The sequence below is a fragment of the Rhizobium sp. CIAT894 genome, assembly GCF_000172795.2.
Lineage (GTDB): Bacteria > Pseudomonadota > Alphaproteobacteria > Rhizobiales > Rhizobiaceae > Rhizobium.
Genome location: NZ_CP020949.1, coordinates 203,347 through 223,290 on the forward strand (window position 1 = coordinate 203,347; position 19,944 = coordinate 223,290).

Annotated in this window: 17 protein-coding genes and 1 pseudogene; 12 read left to right on the forward strand and 6 right to left on the reverse strand. The window is 56.7% G+C overall.

What is annotated here, in order from left to right; translation table 11 throughout:
• Positions 1–44 precede the first annotated feature (44 nt).
• On the forward strand, positions 45–1,214 hold the full coding sequence (locus RHEC894_RS23670; RefSeq protein WP_245339536.1) for an aminotransferase class V-fold PLP-dependent enzyme: 1,170 nt from the start codon (positions 45–47) through the stop codon (positions 1,212–1,214).
• A gap of 541 nt (positions 1,215–1,755) precedes the next feature.
• Positions 1,756–1,977: a hypothetical protein gene (locus tag RHEC894_RS23675; protein WP_125460990.1), complete on the forward strand. Its 222-nt coding sequence runs from the start codon at positions 1,756–1,758 to the stop codon at positions 1,975–1,977.
• Between the two features lie 469 nt (positions 1,978–2,446).
• On the opposite strand, the gene RHEC894_RS23680 is transcribed toward RHEC894_RS23675, so the two are convergent.
• Positions 2,447–3,427 (reverse strand): sugar-binding transcriptional regulator, encoded by a 981-nt coding sequence (locus tag RHEC894_RS23680; protein WP_085739442.1) that lies wholly within the window; start codon positions 3,425–3,427, stop codon positions 2,447–2,449.
• A gap of 393 nt (positions 3,428–3,820) precedes the next feature.
• On the opposite strand from RHEC894_RS23680, the gene tal reads away from it, so the two are divergent.
• On the forward strand, positions 3,821–4,786 hold the full coding sequence (gene tal / locus RHEC894_RS23685) for a transaldolase (protein WP_010066224.1): 966 nt from the start codon (positions 3,821–3,823) through the stop codon (positions 4,784–4,786).
• Between the two features lie 173 nt (positions 4,787–4,959).
• On the opposite strand, the gene RHEC894_RS23690 is transcribed toward tal, so the two are convergent.
• Positions 4,960–5,733, reverse strand: coding sequence for an SDR family oxidoreductase (locus RHEC894_RS23690; RefSeq protein ID WP_085739443.1), 774 nt, complete (start codon positions 5,731–5,733; stop codon positions 4,960–4,962).
• Between the two features lie 103 nt (positions 5,734–5,836).
• On the opposite strand from RHEC894_RS23690, the gene RHEC894_RS33930 reads away from it, so the two are divergent.
• The 3 genes and pseudogenes from RHEC894_RS33930 to RHEC894_RS33495 form a co-directional block, all read left to right on the forward strand.
• Positions 5,837–6,100 (forward strand): nucleotide-binding protein, encoded by a 264-nt coding sequence (locus tag RHEC894_RS33930; RefSeq protein WP_246798589.1) that lies wholly within the window; start codon positions 5,837–5,839, stop codon positions 6,098–6,100.
• A complete protein-coding gene (locus tag RHEC894_RS33935; protein ID WP_246798588.1) occupies positions 6,036–6,293 on the forward strand; it encodes a TIR domain-containing protein in 258 nt (85 codons plus the stop codon). The genes RHEC894_RS33930 and RHEC894_RS33935 overlap by 65 nt, the downstream gene beginning before the upstream one ends.
• 415 nt (positions 6,294–6,708) lie before the next feature.
• Positions 6,709–6,795: pseudogene (locus RHEC894_RS33495) on the forward strand (ATP-dependent DNA ligase); the annotation flags it as partial.
• A 239-nt stretch (positions 6,796–7,034) separates the two neighbouring features.
• On the opposite strand, the gene istB reads toward RHEC894_RS33495, so the two are convergent.
• From istB to RHEC894_RS23720, 3 genes are all read right to left on the reverse strand, one after another.
• The gene (gene istB / locus RHEC894_RS23710; RefSeq protein ID WP_085739445.1) at positions 7,035–7,928 is read right to left on the reverse strand and encodes an IS21-like element ISRel5 family helper ATPase IstB; all 894 of its coding nucleotides are present in this window, start codon (positions 7,926–7,928) and stop codon (positions 7,035–7,037) included.
• Complete coding sequence (istA, locus tag RHEC894_RS23715) at positions 7,925–9,400, reverse strand: IS21 family transposase (protein WP_085739508.1); 1,476 nt, start codon at positions 9,398–9,400, stop codon at positions 7,925–7,927. Before istA ends, istB begins: the two co-directional genes overlap by 4 nt.
• 1,280 nt (positions 9,401–10,680) lie before the next feature.
• Positions 10,681–11,334, reverse strand: a complete 654-nt coding sequence (locus tag RHEC894_RS23720; RefSeq protein WP_085739446.1) for a TetR/AcrR family transcriptional regulator — start codon at positions 11,332–11,334, stop codon at positions 10,681–10,683.
• Between the two features lie 121 nt (positions 11,335–11,455).
• Here RHEC894_RS23720 and RHEC894_RS23725 point away from each other — a divergent pair, with 121 nt between their 5' ends.
• From RHEC894_RS23725 to RHEC894_RS23735, 3 genes are all read left to right on the forward strand, one after another.
• Positions 11,456–12,406, forward strand: a complete 951-nt coding sequence (locus RHEC894_RS23725; RefSeq protein ID WP_085739509.1) for a cyclase family protein — start codon at positions 11,456–11,458, stop codon at positions 12,404–12,406.
• Between the two features lie 8 nt (positions 12,407–12,414).
• The gene (locus RHEC894_RS23730; RefSeq protein WP_085739447.1) at positions 12,415–13,182 is read left to right on the forward strand and encodes an SDR family NAD(P)-dependent oxidoreductase; all 768 of its coding nucleotides are present in this window, start codon (positions 12,415–12,417) and stop codon (positions 13,180–13,182) included.
• Between the two features lie 228 nt (positions 13,183–13,410).
• Complete coding sequence (locus RHEC894_RS23735; RefSeq protein WP_085739448.1) at positions 13,411–14,403, forward strand: XdhC family protein; 993 nt, start codon at positions 13,411–13,413, stop codon at positions 14,401–14,403.
• A gap of 379 nt (positions 14,404–14,782) precedes the next feature.
• Here the strand turns inward: RHEC894_RS23735 and RHEC894_RS23740 are convergent, their stop codons facing one another.
• Positions 14,783–15,763: a substrate-binding domain-containing protein gene (locus tag RHEC894_RS23740; RefSeq protein WP_085739449.1), complete on the reverse strand. Its 981-nt coding sequence runs from the start codon at positions 15,761–15,763 to the stop codon at positions 14,783–14,785.
• Between the two features lie 92 nt (positions 15,764–15,855).
• Here RHEC894_RS23740 and hisD point away from each other — a divergent pair, with 92 nt between their 5' ends.
• The 3 genes from hisD (at position 15,856) to RHEC894_RS23755 (ending at position 19,514) form a co-directional block, all read left to right on the forward strand.
• Positions 15,856–17,166: a histidinol dehydrogenase gene (hisD, locus tag RHEC894_RS23745; RefSeq protein ID WP_085739450.1), complete on the forward strand. Its 1,311-nt coding sequence runs from the start codon at positions 15,856–15,858 to the stop codon at positions 17,164–17,166.
• A 789-nt stretch (positions 17,167–17,955) separates the two neighbouring features.
• Complete coding sequence (locus RHEC894_RS23750) at positions 17,956–18,495, forward strand: YbhB/YbcL family Raf kinase inhibitor-like protein (protein WP_085739451.1); 540 nt, start codon at positions 17,956–17,958, stop codon at positions 18,493–18,495.
• Between the two features lie 23 nt (positions 18,496–18,518).
• On the forward strand, positions 18,519–19,514 hold the full coding sequence (locus tag RHEC894_RS23755) for an AraC family transcriptional regulator (protein ID WP_085739452.1): 996 nt from the start codon (positions 18,519–18,521) through the stop codon (positions 19,512–19,514).
• The last annotated feature ends 430 nt before the right edge of the window (positions 19,515–19,944 follow it).

A 19,944-nucleotide genomic window follows, 5' to 3' on the forward strand; every position in this document is an offset into this window, starting at 1 on the left:
GCGCCATCTATTGACCGAGGCCACTCATGGACGCCCACGCTTCAATGAAACACGAGACCTGTCTGAACGCGGCCGAACTCGCAGATATCCGCACCCAGTATCCGATAGTCGAAGAATGCATCTACTGGAATAATGCCGCGGTCTCTCCGATCTCGATCGGCGTACGGGATGCGATCGCCCGGCAGGCGGCACTCCATGCTTCGGACACGTCCGGGATCATGGCGGCGAGCGCGCCGACACGCGACAAAGGACGCAGTCTCGCCGCCAAGCTCGTTGGTTCCTCCGCGGAACGGATCGCCTATATCCAGAACACCTCGCATGGCCTGTCGATCGTAGCCCTGGGAATCGACTGGCAGCCCGGTGACAACCTAGTGGTCCCCGAGCTTGAGTTTCCCTCGAACTTTCTCATCTGGGAGTCGCTTACCCAGCAGGGTGTGGAAGTCAGGAAGATGAAGGCGCGTGACGGGGCGCTTGCGCCAGATGATCTTCGCTTGCTGGTCGACAGCAGGACAAAACTGGTCGCAGTAAGCCATGTCCAGTTCTACAGCGGGTTCCGGGTCGATCTCGCCAAATTCTCGGAAATCTGCGCCGACCATGACGCTTTGCTGGTCGTTGACGGCACCCAGTCGGTCGGCGTGCTGAGCACCGACATGGGCGCCGACGGCGTCGATGTCCTAGTCGTGAGCGCACATAAATGGATGCTCGGGCCAGTCGGGGTCGGGTTTGTCGCATTTTCCGAGAAGGCCTTCGAACGCATCAAACCGCGCATCGTCGGCTGGTTGAGCGTGAACGACGCCTTCTCCTTCCATCGCGTGCTCGACTATCTACCGGACGCTAGGCGTTTTGAACCTGGCACCGAGAACGGCGCAGGCATCTTTGGGTTGGCCAAAAGGCTTGAAGAGATCGATTCCATCGGCATGGAGAAGATCGAGAGTTATGTTATGGAACTCGGAGCACGGATTCGGACGCAGGCTAAATCCGCAGGGTACGAAATCAAGAGTGATTGGCCGGAAGAATCCCAGTCAGGCATCATCCTGCTGAAGAATCCAAAGATGGCCACCAGCGTCCTGTTTGCAGACTTGGATGCTGCCGACGTGAAATGCAGCGTCAGGAACGACGCCGTTCGTTTCTCGCCTCACTACTACAGCAATGACGATGAGCTCGCGCTGGTCTCCGAGGTATTACGCGAAGCAGCGTCCCGAGCCAATCTGTAACACGCCACTCGCTTGAACAAGACTCTTCGATAGTGCGCATGCTGCATTTGTCGCATTCCGGCCAACCAACATGATTCCGGCGATCCTGGACAGCAAGAAGTGCTGTCAGTACACCGAAATCGATTGGGGTAGAGGTTCTGGGGCCGGAGGGAAAGAAGGGCTGACGGCAGCGCGCAAAAAAACCGCCGCCAGAGCGGCGGATCGGGGTCCTGAAGAACATCAAGCAATTGCGGCGTCGACGGGATCGTCCCATCCGGATGCGTCGCGCCACTCCTAGTATTTGATGATCCGAACGCGCTCCTCCTTGACCCGTGAGCGATCAAATAGGATCGCCGCTTTCGCTGTGTCGAGAGGAGCAACTATCCATCATCTTATAGACCTTCAGGACACCGTCCGTACGGCACTGGCAAGAAAAGGAACGCCACGGTCGCGCAACTCAAATACCTCTGCCGCGGTTCGCACCGTCATGCGGTCGGTCGCTGAACTTGCACACGATAATCCCGTCGAACTATTCCAACTGTGCGAGAAGATCGTTGTCTCGTTGGAAATGCTGATCGAGAGCATGACGAGGGAGATGGCCAAGCGGCATAGGGAAGAGTTTTGGCAGGCCTATTTCCTTGAGAATCCGTTCGTGCTCAAGATCCTCTTCGGGCTCCCCGTGGTTATGTACCCCTCGCAGGCCTCTGTTGGCGGCACGGGTATGGAGAGCACCGGCGAGAAATATGCCGACTACCTGCTAGAGGCCCGAGATCAAGACGACTGAGACACCATTGTTGACGAAGCAGGCGTATCGCCCGCCTTCTCTATGGCCCGTCCGTTGAGCTCGCCGGTGGCGTTAGTCAATTGCTCGACCAACGACTGAAGCTGATTAAGAGTATCGCCCACAAGATGAAAGACGAAGGCAGCTACCACGTTCAGGCGTGGTCGACGCCCTGCATCCTTATCGCCGGTACGAATCCAAGCGAACTCGTCCTGCAGCGGTCATTCGAAATTTACCGCGGCAATCGCGCGACGTGCTCGTCATCACCTTCGATGAGCTTCTCGCAAAATTGAAGCCATTGCATGAATTCCTGATAACGAAGCCGGCTGACGTCAAATCTCGGTGAATCAGCCTTAACTGGCGAAGGCGCCCCATCGCGGGGCCTTTGCCATCAGTTGCGGTTTGGATAGGTGATTGTTTCTGCCAGGCGAACTCAAAATGGTGCATCTCAAACAAATAATAGGTCCTCACCCTAGCTCTCGGCCAATTCCAGCAGCGCCTTAGCGGCGCTTTCCTCGGTGATCAGCGTGTTGCAGCCTATGCGCTTTATCGTGGCGCGGATCGCCACGGCGCGATGTGCGCCTCCCGAGGAAAGCACGATGTGCCTTGCCTTCTTCAGGGTGTCCAGATCAACCGACATGACGCGGCTGTTAATCGAGTGATCGACGCTATTGCCGTCCTTGTCGAGGAAGTTGAACATCGTGTCGCACACGCAGCCGGCATCAATCAACTGCTGCAATTCCACCTTTGATATCCAGCCTTCGGAGAGCGACGTCGAATGCGGGCCGATGTCGCCGCAGCTGACGATCGCAAGATCGAGGTCTTCCGCCAGGCGGTAGATCGTATCCAATCCGCATTTGTCGATCAGATTGCGCTTGGTCTCGATCGAGTCCACGAGCAGCGGCGACAGAAACATGTAGCACTCGGCGCCAAGCTGATTTGCGAGCCGCCACGTATAGTCGATCGGGTTCGTCTGGTGTACGGCGACGATACTGCCAAGAAGCGAGACGACCTTGCAATTGGTGCGCCGCGGCGGGCGGAAGCTCGAAAGCGACGCCGTCATCGTGCGGCCCCACCCGACCCCGATCGTATAGTCGTCGGGAATTGCTTCGGACAGAAACTGGCCGAGGGCAAGGCCAACACTCTTTGCCAGACTATCGACGTCGCACTTAACGGGCGCAGGGACAACAATCGCCTCGTCAAGCCCGTAGGCGCGTTCCAATTTAACTGAGAGCTCGACACAGTCTCCGATTGAATCGTTAATCCAGATCTGTACTTCGCTGCGCTTCATCGCCTCGTCGAGCAGGCGGATGACAGTGGTGCGGCTGATGCCAAGCTGCTCGGCGACATCCTTCTGCGTCAGGCCCTGATTGTAATAGAGCCAGGCCGCGCGCAGCCTCAGCGAGGAGGCTTCGGAGTAAGCCGTGTGCGTGCCGCGTCTTAGCTTGGCCATGTCTTCTCCCATGTGAATTTCACCCTGCTTGCACCAGAAGTCCAAAGTCGGCAATTGCCTTGTTTAGGGTTGATGGTGACGGCCTTGGAACTTTTGGCAATCTAGATATACAAATGTCCTTGACTTTCGCTCTGTGCAGCGGCGATAGTCGGCCCAACACAGCCGTTCTTGTGGTTTGGAAAGCACAACTTTGTCGTCACAGGAAAGTTGGAGCCGCCTTTTTGAGCCGCAGGCAGCATCGACCGAGCAGCGTGCATGTTTGTTTCGTTGCGTGGCCGAGGTGCGCCTTTTCGCCCAAAGCACGCAAGTCACCTGTTTGCAGATTGCCCCATTGCCGGGCCGCCGACGCGCACCGATCAGCAGATAAGTTCGAGTTTACAAGGGATTTTTACCATGACATCCCAGCTTGACCAACTCCGCGACATGACCACGGTCGTCGCCGATACCGGCGACATGGAGGCCGTCGAACGCCTCAAGCCGGTGGATTGCACGACGAACCCGAGCATCGTGCTCAAGGCTCTCGGCACACCGATGTTCGCTGACGCGATCAAGGAAGCCGTCGCCTGGGGCAAGAAGCAGGGCGGCAATCCCGAAGCCGTTTCATCAGCCGTCGCCGATCGTCTCGCCGTTTCCGTCGGCGCAGCCCTGGTGAAGCTCGTCCCGGGCCGCGTCTCGACTGAAGTCGACGCCGATCTTTCCTTCGATACCGAGGCTTCGCTTGCCAAGGCGCGCGCAATCATCGCCGCCTACAAGGATCGCGGCATCGACCAGGACCGCATCCTCATCAAGCTCGCCTCCACCTGGGAAGGCATCCGTGCCGCGGAAGTCCTGCAGAAGGAAGGCATCGACTGCAATCTGACGCTTCTTTTCAGCAAGGCCCAGGCGATCGCTTGCGCCGACGCCAAAGTATTTCTGATCTCGCCCTTCGTTGGCCGCATCCTCGACTGGTACAAGAAGTCGACCGGCAAGGACTACACTGCCGAGGAAGATCCGGGCGTCATCTCCGTCTGTGAGATCTACAACTACTACAAGGCGAACGACATCAAGACGATCGTCATGGGCGCCTCGTTCCGCAGCGCCGGCGAAATCGAAGCACTTGCCGGCTGCGACCGCCTGACCATCAGCCCGAACTTGCTCGATGAACTCGCCAAAGATGAAGGCAAGCTGGAGCGCAAGCTCTTGCCTGATAGCCGCAACCCGGATCCGAAGGTTTCGGTCGACGAGAAGACCTTCCGATGGATGATGAACGAGGATGCGATGGCGACGGAAAAACTCGCCGAAGGCATCCGCGCCTTCGCCAAAGATCTCGGGACGTTGCGCACGATGGTGCAGAAGGAAATGCAGCTCGCCGCCGCCTAAGGCCTTTCATACGAAACGATCAGACGCCGCACCGAATGAATGCAAGATCACGCTCGGCGAGCGCGATTCTGTCCGGTGGAGTGACGGGGAACCGGACCTCAACCGGCTCCTCGTCAACCATTCATCCTCCCGCCGTTTGAACGGCTGCAAATATAGCGGGGCGTCGGGATCAATCAGATCCGGGCGCCACCCGTCGCATCAATCATCTGGCCCGTCGTCCAACGTGCATCGTTCGATGCGAGGAAGGCGATGACGTCGGCGACGTCCTCCGCCTGTCCGACACGTGAGAAGACCGAGAGGGCTTCGGCGCCGGCGCGCGCATCCGGCGATGCCAGCCACTCGGCATTCATATTCGTCTCCGTTACACCCGGCAGCACGGCATTGACCGTAATCCCGCGAGCTGCAAATTCAGGTGCCAGCGCCAGTGTCAATGTCTCCAGCGCCCCCTTGGAGGCCGCATAGGCGGGATGGCTCGGCGCCGCGATCCGCGTAAACCCAGTGGAGACATTGATGACGCGGCCGTTGTCACGAATGTGGTCGGCCGCTGCCTGGATCAGGAAGAACGGCGCCTTGTAGTTGATCGTCATCACCTCGTCGAAAGCAGCTTCGCTCGTCTGCTTCAACGGCAGTGCGGGCGCGATGCCAGCATTGTTCACCAGAATATCGAGAGCGGACGAGCCCGTTTCGGTACGCGCGGCTTCGCTGAACTGCGCCCAGAGGCTGTCGGCCGCGTCTTTGCCCTGTCTGAGATCGGCCTTCACACCGATGGCCTTGACACCAAGCGCCTCGATGTCGCGTACGGTGGCATTGGCCGCATCCGCGTTGGCGGTGTAGTACACGCCACTCAGCGCCGCACCCTCCTTTGCAAACGCAAGAGCAACCGCCCGGCCGATACCGCGCGAACTTCCAGTGATGAGGGCTATCTTGTCTCCTAGTCTTTCGGACATGGATCGCTCCGTTGCTAAATTAAATAGTGATCTCTAAACCGGGAATTATATTCCCGATAGCGAAAAATACCCCCGGAATTGCGGAGGAGAACCGAGGCTAATCATGCCCAAATCGAACAAGGTATTCATCGTGCACGGTCACGATGAGGGAGCTTTACGGAGTCTGGCCCGGTTTCTAGAGAAATTGAACCTTGAGGTCGTCATCCTCAAGGAGCAACCGAATCAGCGACGCACCATCATTGAGAAGTATGAAGCCAGCGCCGAACAAGTCGGTTTCGCCGTGGTGCTTTTGACACCCGATGATGTCGGTTCATCAGCTGCGGCGACCAGTCAGGGGACAGCGCGCCCGCCAAAACGTCATCTTTGAACGTGGCTATTTTGCGGGGAAGTTGGGGCGTGGACGTGTCTGCCTGTTACGCAAAGGCGAAGTTGAGATCCCCTCCGACCTGTTTGGGATCATTTACACGGATATGGACCCCACCGATGGATGGAAGACCGCCCTCCTGAAAGAGCTGAAGGCAGCCAAACTCGATTTTGATCCCAGCAGGCTGTGGCAGTGAACCAAGCCCAGGAACGCAACGGGCCAGCTGAGAAAGCCAGTGCAAAAAAGCAGATCCTTCCAACTTCGCGTAACGCAGCCGGCAGGCTCCGAGATTCTATAACGCGCGCAGCCAGGAGCTTCACCACCAAGCGTTCGGGAATAGCCCCTTATAGAACACTCGATCAGTACCCAGAGCATGCGCTGACTATGGGCTTCGCCCTCCGAGAATATGGATGCGAGGACCTGACCGAAAGCCAGGATAAAAAGGGACAATGGGCGAAGCGATCGCGGGTTATACGACAGGCAATACTGGACGGAGATGAGGGGTTTCTACCCGATTCCGAGACGCTGCCCTTTCTGAAGTTCATGTTTCCGGCGATTGGAGTGCGGATTGAGAAGTGAGAACTGCGACCTCGCCAACCGAGAGGCAAGGAACCGACGATGGCAAATTGCGGCATGCCTCATACAAGGGTCTGCGAGAACAGCAGGATAATGCCGCGATCTACAAACTCAGCGAATAGTGCCCAAAGGGCGCAAAACGGAGGGCGCTCGACCCTTTCGGGGTGCGCCCTTCCCTACCCGGACTGCATCTGGGTCGACGGCACGACGTTCGAGTGGGAAGCGAACAAATGGCATAGTCGGCATCTACCGCTTACTGGCCCGCCCTGCGGAACCTGTGATGTCCCCGCCGGGACGGCGGTTGCGGTGACTATAGCGCGGCAATCAGGATGAGACGGTGGCGACAATCTGGATGAGATTCTTAGGTCGCGGTCGGGATCAAGTTATCATGCTGATTGCCGCTGACAAGTTCTTCGTCGTTTTCTGATTGCCGCTCCGCGACAGACAGCGTTGAGGTTCTGATTGTCGCAAACGAAGCCGGTCGGCCTCGCTGGCGCTTTTCCTCAAGGGCTGTTCTGCGGCGATAGCTTTCGACGTTCATCTCGAAGATCGTGGCATGGTGCACGAGCCGGTCGACTGCGGCGAGTGTCATGGCAGGATCGGGAAAGACCCGGTTCCACTCTCCAAATGGCTGGTTGGCAGTGATCAGAATCGATCGATGCTCGTATCGTGCCGAGATCAGCTCGAAGAGCACGCTTGTTTCCGCCTGGTCCTTGGTGACGTAGGCGAGATCATCGAGGATGAGCAGGTCGTACTTGTTGAGTTTTTCGATGGCGGACTCAAGCTGCAGCTCCCGGCGGGCGACCTGGAGCTTTTGGACGAGATCGGTGGTCCGGGTGAACAGGACACGCCATCCGTTCTCGATCAGCGCAAGGCCGATGGCAGCAGCAAGATGGCTCTTTCCTCCGCCGGGCGGACCGAACATGAGGATGTTAGCTCCCTTGGCGAGCCAACTGTCACCGGCGGTAATTGCCATGACCTGCGCCTTCGAGATCATGGGTACAGCGTCGAAGGCGAAGCTGTCCAAGGTCTTTCCGGGCGGCAGGTGCGCTTCGGCGAGATGCCGCTCAACCCTGCGATTGGCACGCTCTGCCAGCTCGTGCTCAGCAATAGCCGACAGGAAGCGAGCTGCTGGCCATCCTTCCCGGTCCGCCTGCTCGGCAAATCGTGGCCACAGCGTTTTGATCGTCGGCAGCCGGAGCTCGTTGAGCATGATGCCGAGGCGTGCTTCATCGATGATGTGGGCGTTCTTCATGCGGCTTCTCCCGTCCCGATCAAGGCCTCATAACCGTTGAGCGATGCGAGTTGCACATGGACTGTCGGCAGCTTGGCTGGATCCGGGCCGAAGAGCGTTCGCATGGCGACCAGATCCGGTAAATCGCCGGCATCGAGTGTCCTGGCCAATTCTTCGGCAAGCTCACGCTCGCAACCGCGGTCATGCGCCAATGCCAGAAGCTCAACGGTGATCTTGCAAGCCTGCTTGTCGGGAAGATGTTCGATGAGGGCTTCGAAGGCCTTGCGATATTCCTGACGCGGGAAGAGCTTGTCGCGATAAACGAGGCCGCGGAGCGCCATCGGCTTTTTGCGCAGGGAATGGATGACGTGGTGGTAGTTGACGACCTGATCGTGCCGCCCGTCGGGCTGGCCGCGTCCGCGGCGCAACGTCATCAGATGCGTGCCGCCGACAAAGACATCCAGCCGATCGTCGAACAGGCGAACTCGTAACCTGTGGCCGATCAGGCGGGATGGCACGGTGTAGAAGACCTTGCGCAAGGTGAAGCCGCCCGTCCGAGACACCGTGACGACAATCTCTTCGAAGTCCGTGGTCCGGCGCTCGGGCAGCGCCTGCAGATGGGATCGTTCTGCATCAATGCGTTTGCCATGGGCAGCGTTGCGACGGCTGACGATCTCGTCGACAAAGGCGCGGTAAGAACTGAGATCGTCGAATTCCTTGGTCCCCCGCATCAGCAGGGCATCATGAACAGCGTTCTTGAGATGGCCATGGGAGCTTTCGATCGAGCCATTCTCATGCGCGACGCCTTTGTTGTTGCGCGTCGGCGTCATTCGATAATGGGAGCAAAGCTGATCGTATCGGTGGGTGAGATCGACCTTGGCATCGGCGTCGAGGTTGCGGAATGCCGCCGACAGGCTGTCGCTCCGATGATAGAGCGGCGTACCGCCCACGGACCAAAGGGCATTTTGAAGCCCTTCGGCCAGCGCGACAAAGCTTTCCCCGCCGAGAATGACATGGGCATGCTCGAAGCCCGACCAGACGAGCCGGAAGTGATAGAAAAGGTGATCAATTGGCTGGCCGGCGACCGTCACACCAAGACCGCTGGCATCGGTAAAATCCGAAAGGCCCAGCCGGCCTGGCTCGTGCATCTGGCGGAAGATGACCTCCTGCGCTTCGCCATGGACAGCACGCCACGACCGGATGCGTCGTTCAAGCGTACGGCGGATACCTTCAGAGAGTTCTGGATGTCGGCGCAGCATCTCGTTGTAGACAGCGACGGCACGGATGCCGGGTGCGGTCTTCAGGAGCGGGATGACTTCTGTCTCGAATATCGGCTCCAGAGGATCGGGGCGGCGACGACCGCGGGGCGCCTTGCTCTGAGATGGAAGCTGCGTCTCCTTGTCGAGACGGTAGGCCGTAGCCCGGCTGATCGAAGCTTTTGCCGCGGCGACCTCTACGGAATGCGTTTGTCGGTACTTCATGAAGAGTCTCATCTGATGATCGGTTACATGGCGACCCGGCACAAACTGGTTCTCCAATCCAGAAAACCGCAAATGTACCGAACCGACCGCGATCTTGAGACGCCGAAAATCTGCGCCACGCCGGGGTATGACTACGATCGGGCTACGCCCTCACTCCGTCACACCCCGGCGCGAGTCTCATCCTGATTGACGCTGAATCTCACCTAGATTGCCGCTACGCAGGTGACTTCGGTCAATCGGCTGGCGGCCCATCTTAGGGCACCCCCTTGCATACGTTGAAGCACCCGACCCGAACACCATCATGAGGCGCTGACCTCGAAAAGGACCATGACTTCGGCAAGTATCCCACTAAAAGGTTGACTAACACCCGCAATTAAAGGACCCGATTGACTGGCGAGCCTCCTGAGACGCGCCCTTGACGCATGAGCCATCTGGGTGATTCCGGCACCCAACGCCTCACCACAGCACGCCCAGGTTCAACATAATCAAACGGCAATGAGCCCTCGCCACCCGACCGCGGGAGCCAGGAAAGCAACCATCGCCGATCCGATAAGGAAACCGAGTGGCACCGCACATGTTACCAGGCCAGTCACCAAACCCCGCTTTTTGGCGGAAACGAATTCCTGGATAAGGGGGACATCGACGCCCTACCCGGTCAGCCATCCGTCCAAACCATGCAGCGCCAAACATTGCCCCAACGCCGGAAGAAAGCATAATGATCGAAGATTGACCAAAGCTTAAGCCCCAAGGCTTGGACACGAACTCAAAATGAAGCCAATGAGAAAGTAGTCAGGACCGATCCGAAAGCTCCCGCAAACATCAAACCCTTTTGATTGCGCGTGAGCAGTTGCTGACGGTCGAGCGCCTCAAACATTTATCCTCCCTAATCCAGGCTAAACCTGGCAAAGCGTGTTCCGCGCCATCCGCTTGTCGCGCGGGCGGCGTGGGTCCTCCTCTTAAAATCCTGTAGAACTTACCCCTGCGCCGCGATCTTGGTCACGGACTACGCTGGTCGGCAAATAGTGGAACTGCTTGACGAAACCGTATTGTTGAAAGCTAGAGTCCTCTCTCCTGCTGCTCTCGAACGTCAAACATGACGCCCGGAGCAGCGGGGGAGGAAGCACCAGTCGCTATAGTTATCGGTTGATAAGTTAATTTGTCAACTGGGGTGGGTAGAGACAAAATTTTTTGTGAAATGCACGATCAACCGCGCGACCATGCCGTCGGGCTGCCGGATAAACGATCGAATCATCAACGTTGATTAGTGCGCAGGTCTAGGCGTGAGCTTTGATTTAGGTTGGCTTCGGAACAGCTGCTTTCGCGAAATACGTCTGGATGCCGTTGTGGAAAACACCGACCACCGCCGATATGGTCCGGTCACGGTCCTCTGAAGGAGGTAGGCTGAAGATGTGCTCACGGACACCAAGATAGAAAATCCCGCTGTGAAGTGCCCAAGCGAGTTCAATTTCCTCAAACGAAGGTTTGGTCTGATCATCGAGGCCGGCAAGATGACGGTACTCCTTCACGATGCGTTGCAGAATGCGCTCTTCGAGCAGCCCTATATACCAACGGTTTATATCTGCACCTTTTAGACCCGCGAAAAGGTAGATACGCATCCACTCGCGGGTGAAAATCGCCTTCGTGTAGCTTGCATAAAAGGACTTGAGCCGTTCCTCCAAAGGGACATTGCGATCACACAGCAAGCGATCCCATTCTATGTTCCAGCGATCCAGATAGACGGCCCGGTAAGCCTCGCGGATCAAATCGTCTTTGCTGGGGAAATACCGATAAAGCAGGGGCTGGGTGATGCCAAGTTGCCTGGCCAACTCGCGCGTGCTGCTTTCAAACCCGTGTTCCGCAAACAGGTTCAGTGCCTTTTGGAGTATCTCGTCACGCCGCTCGGTCGGTGGCAGGCGCCTTCGCTTGGGGGGCTGCTTTGGTGTCATAGGCCTGTAAACTGTGTGTCGGAAGAAATCGCTCCTATTCCCTAGCATGGAAAAAGACCACTTGACTACGATGGCGAAGAGGATTTATTTATCAGTCGATAATTGTCGGGAGGAGACGACTATGACGTTTAATCGTCAAGCAATTTACGATGCCGCGAAGCAGGTCTCCAACTGGGGCCGGTGGGGCGAGGACGACCAAATTGGGACCTTGAATAACGTCGAACCTGCAGACATCGTTGCGGCTGCTGGCTTGGTCAGGAAGGGCAAGACCTTTGCTCTCGGCCTATCACTAAAGGAACAGATTCAGTCGGGCCTCTTCGGCGGGCGCTGGAACCCGATCCATACGATGCTTGCGACAGGCACAGATGCGGCTGCCGGCAACCAGGACGAACCGGCACCCTACCTGCGCTACGCGGATGACGCGATCAATATGCCGTGTCAGGCCTCGACCCAATGGGATGCTCTCTGCCACATCTTCTTGGACGACAAGATGTACAACGGCTACGACGCAAAGCTCGTTGATGTGAAGGGTGCGAAGAAGCTCGGCATTGAGCACTATCGTGATAAAATGGTCGGGCGCGGAGTTTTGTTAGATATCGCGCGCTGGAAGGGCGTTGACTCGCTGGATGACGGTTACGGGATCAGCCCAGAGGACCTTGACGGCTGCGCAACAGCACAGGGTGTCGAAATCCGCAAAGGCGATTTCGTCATTGTCCGCACAGGTCACCAGGAGCGATGCCTGGCGAAAGGAAGCTGGGACGGATACGCTGGAGGCGATGCTCCCGGCATGGCCTTCAGCACCTGTTTTTGGCTCAGGGCAAAGGATGTTGCCGGCATTTGCACCGATACTTGGGGCTGCGAGGTGCGGCCAAACGAGACAAACGAAGCAAACCAGCCTTGGCACTGGGTTGTAATTCCTGCGATGGGAATTGCCATGGGCGAGATCTTTTACTTGAAGGAGTTGGCCGAAGACTGCGCACAAGACAAAGTCTACGAGTTCTTTTTCCTCGCTCCCCCCCTACACCTGCCCGGTGGCGCTGGTTCGCCGATAAATCCGCAAGCCATCAAGTGACGAACACGATGTCCGGTTTCGACATTCTTGAAAGGTTCTCACTCTCAGGTCGGCGGGCCTTGGTCACCGGGGCCGGTCGTGGCTTAGGGCGGTCAATCGCGCAGGGTTTGGCGGCTGCGGGCGCAGAAGTAACACTCTGCGCGCGCACCGAAAGTGAGATTGAGGAAGGTGCCGCCGAAATACGAGCGAGGGGATTAAAAGCCCTGACACTCGTTGCGGATGTCAGCGACGTTGAAGACTTCAGGCAGAAGATCGACGAGTTGCAGCCGTTCGACGTTTTCGTCAACAACGCTGGCATGAACCGTCCTAAGCCCCTCTCCGAAGTGACACTGGACGATTTCGATGCGGTCATAGGGCTCAACCTTCGCGCGGCAATTTTCGCAGCTCAGGCGGTCAGTTGTCGCATGACATCAGCGAATCTCCGTGGGTCCATCATCAACATGTCGTCACAGATGGGTCACGTCGGGGCCGCCAACAGAACGATCTATTGCGCATCGAAGTGGGCTTTGGAGGGCTTCACGAAAGCCCTTGCGGTCGAGTTAGGCCCAGCGGGCATACGCGTCAACACGGTAGGTCCGACATTCATCCAAACGCCTATGACGAAGCCGTTTCTTGACGATCCTGTGGTACGCGACGCGATCGTTTCGAAGATTAAGCTTGGCCGGTTAGGTACGCCTGAGGATGTGGTCGGCGCAGTTCTCTATCTTTCAACGGACGCGGCGGCATTAGTCACCGGAACTGCCGTCCTCGTCGATGGCGGATGGACTGCCGACTAGGGGAAACGTTCACCAAGACAGGAGACTCGCCGTTCGGCCAGCCTCTAAGGTGGTACGACCGCTTGATGGTTAGACATGTCTTCCGATGCTGATTCTTGTTTCGCTTGACAAAGCAGCAGATTAATTTTCGCTTGATAAATAAGTTTTCTTGGAAGGAAGGGGATTCTCGGTCTTTTCTAATGTCAGACCAGGTCTCGGTCGTCCGGCTTTATTTGGGAGGAGTTACAAATGCAGTGCGAATGGCAAGCACCAGTCTTACTCTCCGGGGCACATCCCGCCATAGCGGACCCATGGGATTTCGCAGTTTCGGCCGACGAAGATGCTGTCATGGCAGTGTTAATTGAGACGGTCGGGCCAGCCTATCGTCTTCCCGGCGCAGCGATGGCGATTCTGCCTGACCGTAGATACGCCGGCGCAATTACGTCAGGATGCATTGAAGCAGATCTGATTTTAAACGCCGACGACATTCGGGCGACAAGTGGCGTCCGCGTCCTCCGTTATGGCGAAGGATCGCCTTTCAAGGACATCCAGCTTCCCTGTGGTGGTGGCATCGATGTGATGCTTTTTCGTTTGCAAGATCGCAACATCCTTGAGCAGCTCACTAAAGTTAGGAAACTGCGCCAGCCAGTGAGCTTGGTTATCGGACGTGAGGGCCGCCTAAGCCTTGGCATCTACAAGAAGACCGCACGGAATTTTGATAGCTTTTCCCTTGGCTTCGAGCCGCCACTTCGGTTTGTAACCTTCGGCGCAGGCCCGGAAGCATCCATTTTCGCAGGCCTGGTAGAAGGCCTGGGTTACGGACAAACTCTCATCTCGCATGACGCGACTACAGTGGCCTGCACGCGAGCTTCTGGTAATACGTCGCGCGAACTATCGCATCTGTCGCAGCTCAATGACGTCGAGGTAGATTCTCGAACTGCTGCTGTGCTGTTTTATCATGATCACGACTATGAGCCAGAGATCATCAGGCGAATGCTCGCGACCCCAGCTTTTTACATCGGTGCGCAGGGAAGCCGAGCAACGCAACGATCCCGCCTGAAGCGGCTTGAGGAGGCAGGCGTGCACCAAAGCGAGCTCCAGCGCGTCCGGGGTCCTATCGGCTTGATCCCATCTTCCCGTGATCCACGAGCACTTGCAGTATCCGTCTTAGCCGAAGTGCTTTCAATCGTCGCGAACTCGGCGGATCTCTCAACTCCCAGCAAAGTTGGATTGTTCAGCTAGTCGGATTACTTACTTATTTCTTGCTCCAAGGAGACATGACATGACAAACAAATTGAAATACCATCTTCAACATGTGCTGTCTGTGATTAGGGACTGTCTGGCGCAGCTCGGATCTGCATACTGTGTTCATGATGCGGTCGAGGATATCAGACCTGAACCCAAGCCATCGATCTCTCGACGCGAGATAAGGTAACGCGCTCGTCCTCATTTCCAGTCGTCGCGCACCGGCAGCACACAGAGGCCCGGTCTGGAAGCAATCGCGTGCCTCGGCGCTAAAGCTTAGCGGGGCCACGTTCCAAATCGCCCATCACTCTCTTGAGGGTTCATGCATACCTCAAAACCAAGGTCTGTGTTTTTACATGAGTATACCGTCCTCGGTTCATACGCTGTGGCGGATAATCAAATTTCCCGAGAGCATTCGCGTTGAACCATCGTCACCTGCCTTGACGTTCGGGTCATCAATCAGATTGACCGCCTCTTGCACCATTCGCTCCACCGGCTGCCGGATCGTTGTCAAGCGATATGAGCTCCAACTGGCCATCGGAATATCGTCAAAACCAATGACGGCAAGATCGTCGGGGATGCGAAGCCCTCGTTCTCTAGCCGCATCGATCGTTCCAAGCGCCATAATGTCATTGCAGCAGAAGATTGCGTTCGGACTATCGGATGCTGACAGAATTTTCACGGCAGCCGTTTTCGCAACTTCATAGTTATACTCGCCCGATGCCTGAATATGAATGGTCTTTCCAGCTTCTGTGAGCACGTCCCGAAAACCGCGAATGCGCTCGGTGTGCGTTGAAGTGTTGGATATTCCTCCAATCAGCCCAATCCGCTGAAATCCCCGGTCCAGCAAAAGCCTCCCAGCATCTCTGCCGCCCTGGTAATTGTCACATGAAACGGCATTGACGCGAATATCCCGCTGAATGCGATTGAGCAGAACTACTTTGATTTGATGCTGTCGGCATGCGCGCGCCATGTTCGAGGTCAGGTATGCCGATGTTATGATGATCGCCGAAGGTCGTGCGGCTAGGATCTGTTCGGTAATCGTGTCGACATTGCTATCTGCCGGCAACGCATAGACAAGCAACCGTCGATCACTCTCCTGCAGGTGCCGGGCAAGCGTGTCGACGACCAGCGGATAGAACGGATTGTGAAGGCTTCCGGCGACCAGTGTTACTGTCCCAGCCGACACAACTTTCGCTGTTCGCCTCGCTGGACTGATGTATCCAATCTGCTCCGCCGCCGCCAATATCCTCTTTCTTTTTTCCTGGTCGATCGGCGCTCCCGGCGTGAAGGCGCGTGATACGGCTGCAATCGAAACCCCTACTGCGTGTGCAACCTGCTTCGCGGTTGGCTTCATTGCTGTCAGCTCCTGAAACTTTTTCAATATGCTATTGAAAACTTGCACTGGGAATTTAGCAGCATATCGTTCCTTTAGAAAGGGAGAAGGCCATGACAATCATCCACATCAAACACGGAAAGCCCGAAGCGGAACGTTCGGAGGACGACCAAAAGGTCAAAACGATCGTTGAAACTATTCTCAAGGATATCGAAACGCGTGGTGATGAAGCCGTCCGCGAACTTTCTGAAAAATTCGACAGATACACTCCGCAATCATTCAAACTCTCAGCCGGTGAGATCGAAGCATTGATGAACCAGGTCTCCAAAAGGGACATGGAAGACATCAAGTTTGCTCAGACCCAGGTGCGCAATTTTGCGCAGGCGCAGCGCGACTCGATGCTCGACATTGAAGTCGAGACATTGCCCGGCGTCATTCTCGGTCATAAGAACGTCCCTGTTCAGTCCGTCGGATGCTACATTCCTGGCGGCAAGTTTCCGATGGTCGCATCGGCGCACATGTCAGTGGCGACGGCCTCCGTTGCTAAGGTCCCCCGCATCATCGCAGCGACCCCAGCTTTTAAGGGCGCTCCGAACCCAGCTGTCATCGCAGCGATGCATCTCGGTGGAGCGCACGAAATCTATGTCCTGGGCGGGGTTCAGGCCATCGGTGCCATGGCCATTGGCACCGAAACAATCCAACCGGTCCATATGCTGGTCGGTCCAGGCAATGCTTTCGTCGCCGAAGCGAAACGGCAACTTTACGGTCGCGTAGGTATCGACCTCTTTGCAGGCCCGACGGAAACAATGGTCATTGCAGACGAGACTGTCGATGCGGAAATCTGCGCCACCGACCTTCTTGGACAGGCCGAGCACGGGTACAACTCGCCAGCCGTGCTGCTCACTAATTCTAAAACGCTCGCTGAAGAGACACTGGTCGAAATTGACCGCATCCTGGCGATTCTACCCACTGCAGACACAGCCTCCAAGAGCTGGGCCGACTATGGCGAAATCATCGTCTGTGACACCTACGACGAAATGCTCCAGGTCGCAAACGACATCGCTTCGGAGCATGTGCAGGTGATGACCGACAGGGACGATTGGTTTCTGGAAAACATGCACTCGTACGGAGCTCTATTCCTTGGACCACGAACCAACGTGGCAAACGGCGACAAGGTCATTGGCACGAACCACACCTTGCCCACGAAAAAGGCCGGCCGCTACACTGGCGGACTGTGGGTCGGCAAGTTCCTGAAGACCCATTCCTATCAAAAGGTCGTGACGGACGAGGCCGCAGCAGAGATTGGGGCATACTGCTCCCGGCTTTGCATCCTCGAAGGTTTTGTCGGTCACGCCGAGCAGGCGAACCTCCGCGTGCGCCGATACGGGAGGCGATATATTCCTTACGGAACGGCGGCAGAATAACCAAAATGATGCAGCGGTTCTCGGGGATGTCGCAGCTCGTTTCCATAGGATCCGAAGGATCCGAAGCTCGGACAAGTCTCTCCTAAAACAACCAAACACGAGTACCGCCGACGGTCGCCGGCGGTGTTCCTGCTTGGTGTCCGGAGAACCTATAAAAGCGGAAAAATTGGGGGAACAGCGATGAGGATCGGGTGTCTACGCGAAAAAGTGGGCAAAAGCCCGAACCTTAGGTATCTTAGGTTTCCGTGGTGGAAACATTACAGAAAAGGTTGGCCGGTCCTACGGCGAGTTCGGCACGACAGTGTTCCGGTCCCTAGATGCGGCTCAGCCGTGTCGGTGTAAGGCCAGCACCGGATGCGGCATCGACGACGGCGTTGCTGTCCAAACCCAACGTCGCACGAACTCTTTGCTCGTGTGCTTCCGCCGCCTGCGGATTCTAAACGTCCAATTCACGAACGAGTGCTCAGACGCCAATCGCTGAACGCATTCGTGGCCCCCAAGATCGAGAATTCTCTGGCCTTTCCCTCGGCTGATGCAAAAACAGTGCGGCTTAGACTAGCAAACACTTCCAACGCGCTTCGTTACAAAGCCGCAGGCTCGAATCTCCGCTCTTTGAAACAGTACCGCATTACTGTATCTCGTGTCCGCCTTCCAAAGTTGATGAACACCGCCGGCACGCAGTACTGAATGATCGGTTCGGGACTAACGTTGACCAGAGCAGGCATATAAGCCGAACTGTCGAGTTCGTAGGGTCCTTTCATCACATCCGGAGAAAGGATATCATTCGTTATGAAATTTGGTTGGATCGCTGGGGCGGCCTTATTCGCGGCAGGCTTTACGCAGGCTGCAGATTTTAAGGCCGAAAGCCCAGAATTTGCCGATGGCAAGGTCAAGCAGGCACAGTTCGCAAATGTCTTTGGCTGCAGCGGTGAAAATATTTCACCGGCAATCAGCTGGTCGGACGCACCGAAGGGGACTAAAAGCTTTGTCGTGACGATCTACGACAAGGATGCTCCGAGCGGCTCGGGGTTCTGGCACTGGGTGGTTGTCGATATTCCAGCGGACGTGACCTCGCTTGCGGCAGGCGTCGGTTCCGACGCATCCAAGCTTCCCAAAGGCGCCCGGATGGTTAACAACGATGCAACCCAGGCAGGCTTTCTTGGTTCTTGCCCGCCAGCCGGCGAAACTCATGAGTATCGGATCGCGGTCAAGGCGCTCAAAGTTGACAAGCTGCAGGTACCAGACAATGCAACGGGTGCACTGACCGGTTTCGTCTCCAATATGAGCAAGCTCGCCGAGGCAAGTGTCGTCGCCAAAGGCGGCCGCTAAGCTTAAGAAGGACAGTGCCTCTCATGGATAACAAAGCTCGGCAGATGATCGCGGCACGGACTGGTATCGGCGCGACCGGCCACGTCACCCAAGCCACGCGCCTGGGGTTTACCTCGATCACCACCGCGCTTCCTATGATCGTCGTCGTCCATCGGGGCCGCAAGGTCATTCAATGCCCGGGTCATCGTTTCGTTGTTGATCCGGGCGAAGCGATCGCCATTGCGCAAGGCCATATCTTCGACTTCGAGAATGCCCCTTCTGAGGACGGAGATTATGAAGCGCGGTGGCTGACCGTCGACAGCAAGCTCATTGCCACGTTCGGTGTCGTAAAGGGCAGCGATCCCGTCGCGCCCGCGCGCCTTCTCGGACGCATGAGCAAGGGTTTGTCCGACGCTTTCGAGGCGGCTATTACGGCGCTCGGCAACGAGGACGAATTGCCGGACGCTATCGTCGAGCATCGTGTAACCGAGCTGCTTGCCTGGATGCGATCGAGCGGCCTCTGCTTCCCACTGGCTCAGGCCCAAAGCTATGCGGCGCGCATTCGCACGCTCGTAGCCGAGCGGCCGGACCATGGCTGGTCTGGAGCGGAGATCTGTTCTCTGTTGGGCCTTAGCGAGGCGACTTTGCGTCGTCGATTGCACGATGAGAGCATCAAGCTTCGTGAGCTCGTTACTGACGTCAGAATGATTCATGCGATGAGCCTCCTGCAATCATCTAGGCTACCGATTTCATCCATCGCCGCGAGCTCGGGTTTTGCGTCGCAAAGCAAATTTGCTATCCGGTTCCGGACGCGATTCGGATTTCCTCCCACTGCGATTCGTGGGCATAACCGCGGTCCGGCCGCATCGGGGTCCCACCATGCTCGACTCAGCCCTGCTGAAAAGGAGCGTGTCGGCCAGTCACCTGCGCACTCTGAACAGGAAACGCGAAACGTCAACCGCTGCACATTTCCCTCTACTCGCTATGAACATGAAGATCATTATCCTCGCCACAAAGCCGGGAGGCATTTTCTCCCCTGAATTCATCGGCGGTTTCACATCGCCGCTCATCGAACATCTGCCTCCGCGGAACACCAGGTGAACCGGTAATTCTCTGGCAAACCAGGCCCATTCATTTAGCGCTTTCCGCTTCGATTACGGTAGAGCTTCTGCCCGCATACAGGCAACGGTAGAGTAGATTCTCTCTACGAGCGTCGATGAGAGGTGCAGGGTATTAGAGAACGCAAGGAGATCACCTCCCTATAGCGGCTTGTTATCGCACATTCGGAAAATGATATTGGAAGCGGCGGAGAACTTCAACTAGCCTAAGAATTGTCGATGGACGCAATCGACGGAGGGCTCGACTTAGTTCGCGAGCAAATAATGGGAGGGATTCTTGATAGCGGCGTTGGTTTTATTTCCTGTTCCTAGTGGGACGACTTTGGACCAGATGAGGGAAGCATATGAGCTC

Excerpts from the sequence above, each read along its gene's own strand:
- RHEC894_RS23740 (WP_085739449.1), bottom strand. The coding sequence starts at position 15,763 with ATGAAGCCAACCGCGAAGCAGGTTGCACACGCAGTAGGGGTTTCGATT.
- RHEC894_RS23725 (WP_085739509.1), top strand. The coding sequence starts at position 11,456 with ATGACGTTTAATCGTCAAGCAATTTACGATGCCGCGAAGCAGGTCTCC.
- RHEC894_RS23670 (WP_245339536.1), top strand. The coding sequence starts at position 45 with ATGAAACACGAGACCTGTCTGAACGCGGCCGAACTCGCAGATATCCGC.
- istA (WP_085739508.1), bottom strand. The coding sequence starts at position 9,400 with ATGAGACTCTTCATGAAGTACCGACAAACGCATTCCGTAGAGGTCGCC.
- RHEC894_RS23730 (WP_085739447.1), top strand. The coding sequence starts at position 12,415 with ATGTCCGGTTTCGACATTCTTGAAAGGTTCTCACTCTCAGGTCGGCGG.
- RHEC894_RS23755 (WP_085739452.1), top strand. The coding sequence starts at position 18,519 with ATGGATAACAAAGCTCGGCAGATGATCGCGGCACGGACTGGTATCGGC.
- RHEC894_RS33930 (WP_246798589.1), top strand. The coding sequence starts at position 5,837 with ATGCCCAAATCGAACAAGGTATTCATCGTGCACGGTCACGATGAGGGA.
- istB (WP_085739445.1), bottom strand. The coding sequence starts at position 7,928 with ATGAAGAACGCCCACATCATCGATGAAGCACGCCTCGGCATCATGCTC.
- RHEC894_RS33935 (WP_246798588.1), top strand. The coding sequence starts at position 6,036 with ATGTCGGTTCATCAGCTGCGGCGACCAGTCAGGGGACAGCGCGCCCGC.
- RHEC894_RS23720 (WP_085739446.1), bottom strand. The coding sequence starts at position 11,334 with ATGACACCAAAGCAGCCCCCCAAGCGAAGGCGCCTGCCACCGACCGAG.
- RHEC894_RS23735 (WP_085739448.1), top strand. The coding sequence starts at position 13,411 with ATGCAGTGCGAATGGCAAGCACCAGTCTTACTCTCCGGGGCACATCCC.
- tal (WP_010066224.1), top strand. The coding sequence starts at position 3,821 with ATGACATCCCAGCTTGACCAACTCCGCGACATGACCACGGTCGTCGCC.
- hisD (WP_085739450.1), top strand. The coding sequence starts at position 15,856 with ATGACAATCATCCACATCAAACACGGAAAGCCCGAAGCGGAACGTTCG.
- RHEC894_RS23750 (WP_085739451.1), top strand. The coding sequence starts at position 17,956 with ATGAAATTTGGTTGGATCGCTGGGGCGGCCTTATTCGCGGCAGGCTTT.
- RHEC894_RS23680 (WP_085739442.1), bottom strand. The coding sequence starts at position 3,427 with ATGGCCAAGCTAAGACGCGGCACGCACACGGCTTACTCCGAAGCCTCC.
- RHEC894_RS23690 (WP_085739443.1), bottom strand. The coding sequence starts at position 5,733 with ATGTCCGAAAGACTAGGAGACAAGATAGCCCTCATCACTGGAAGTTCG.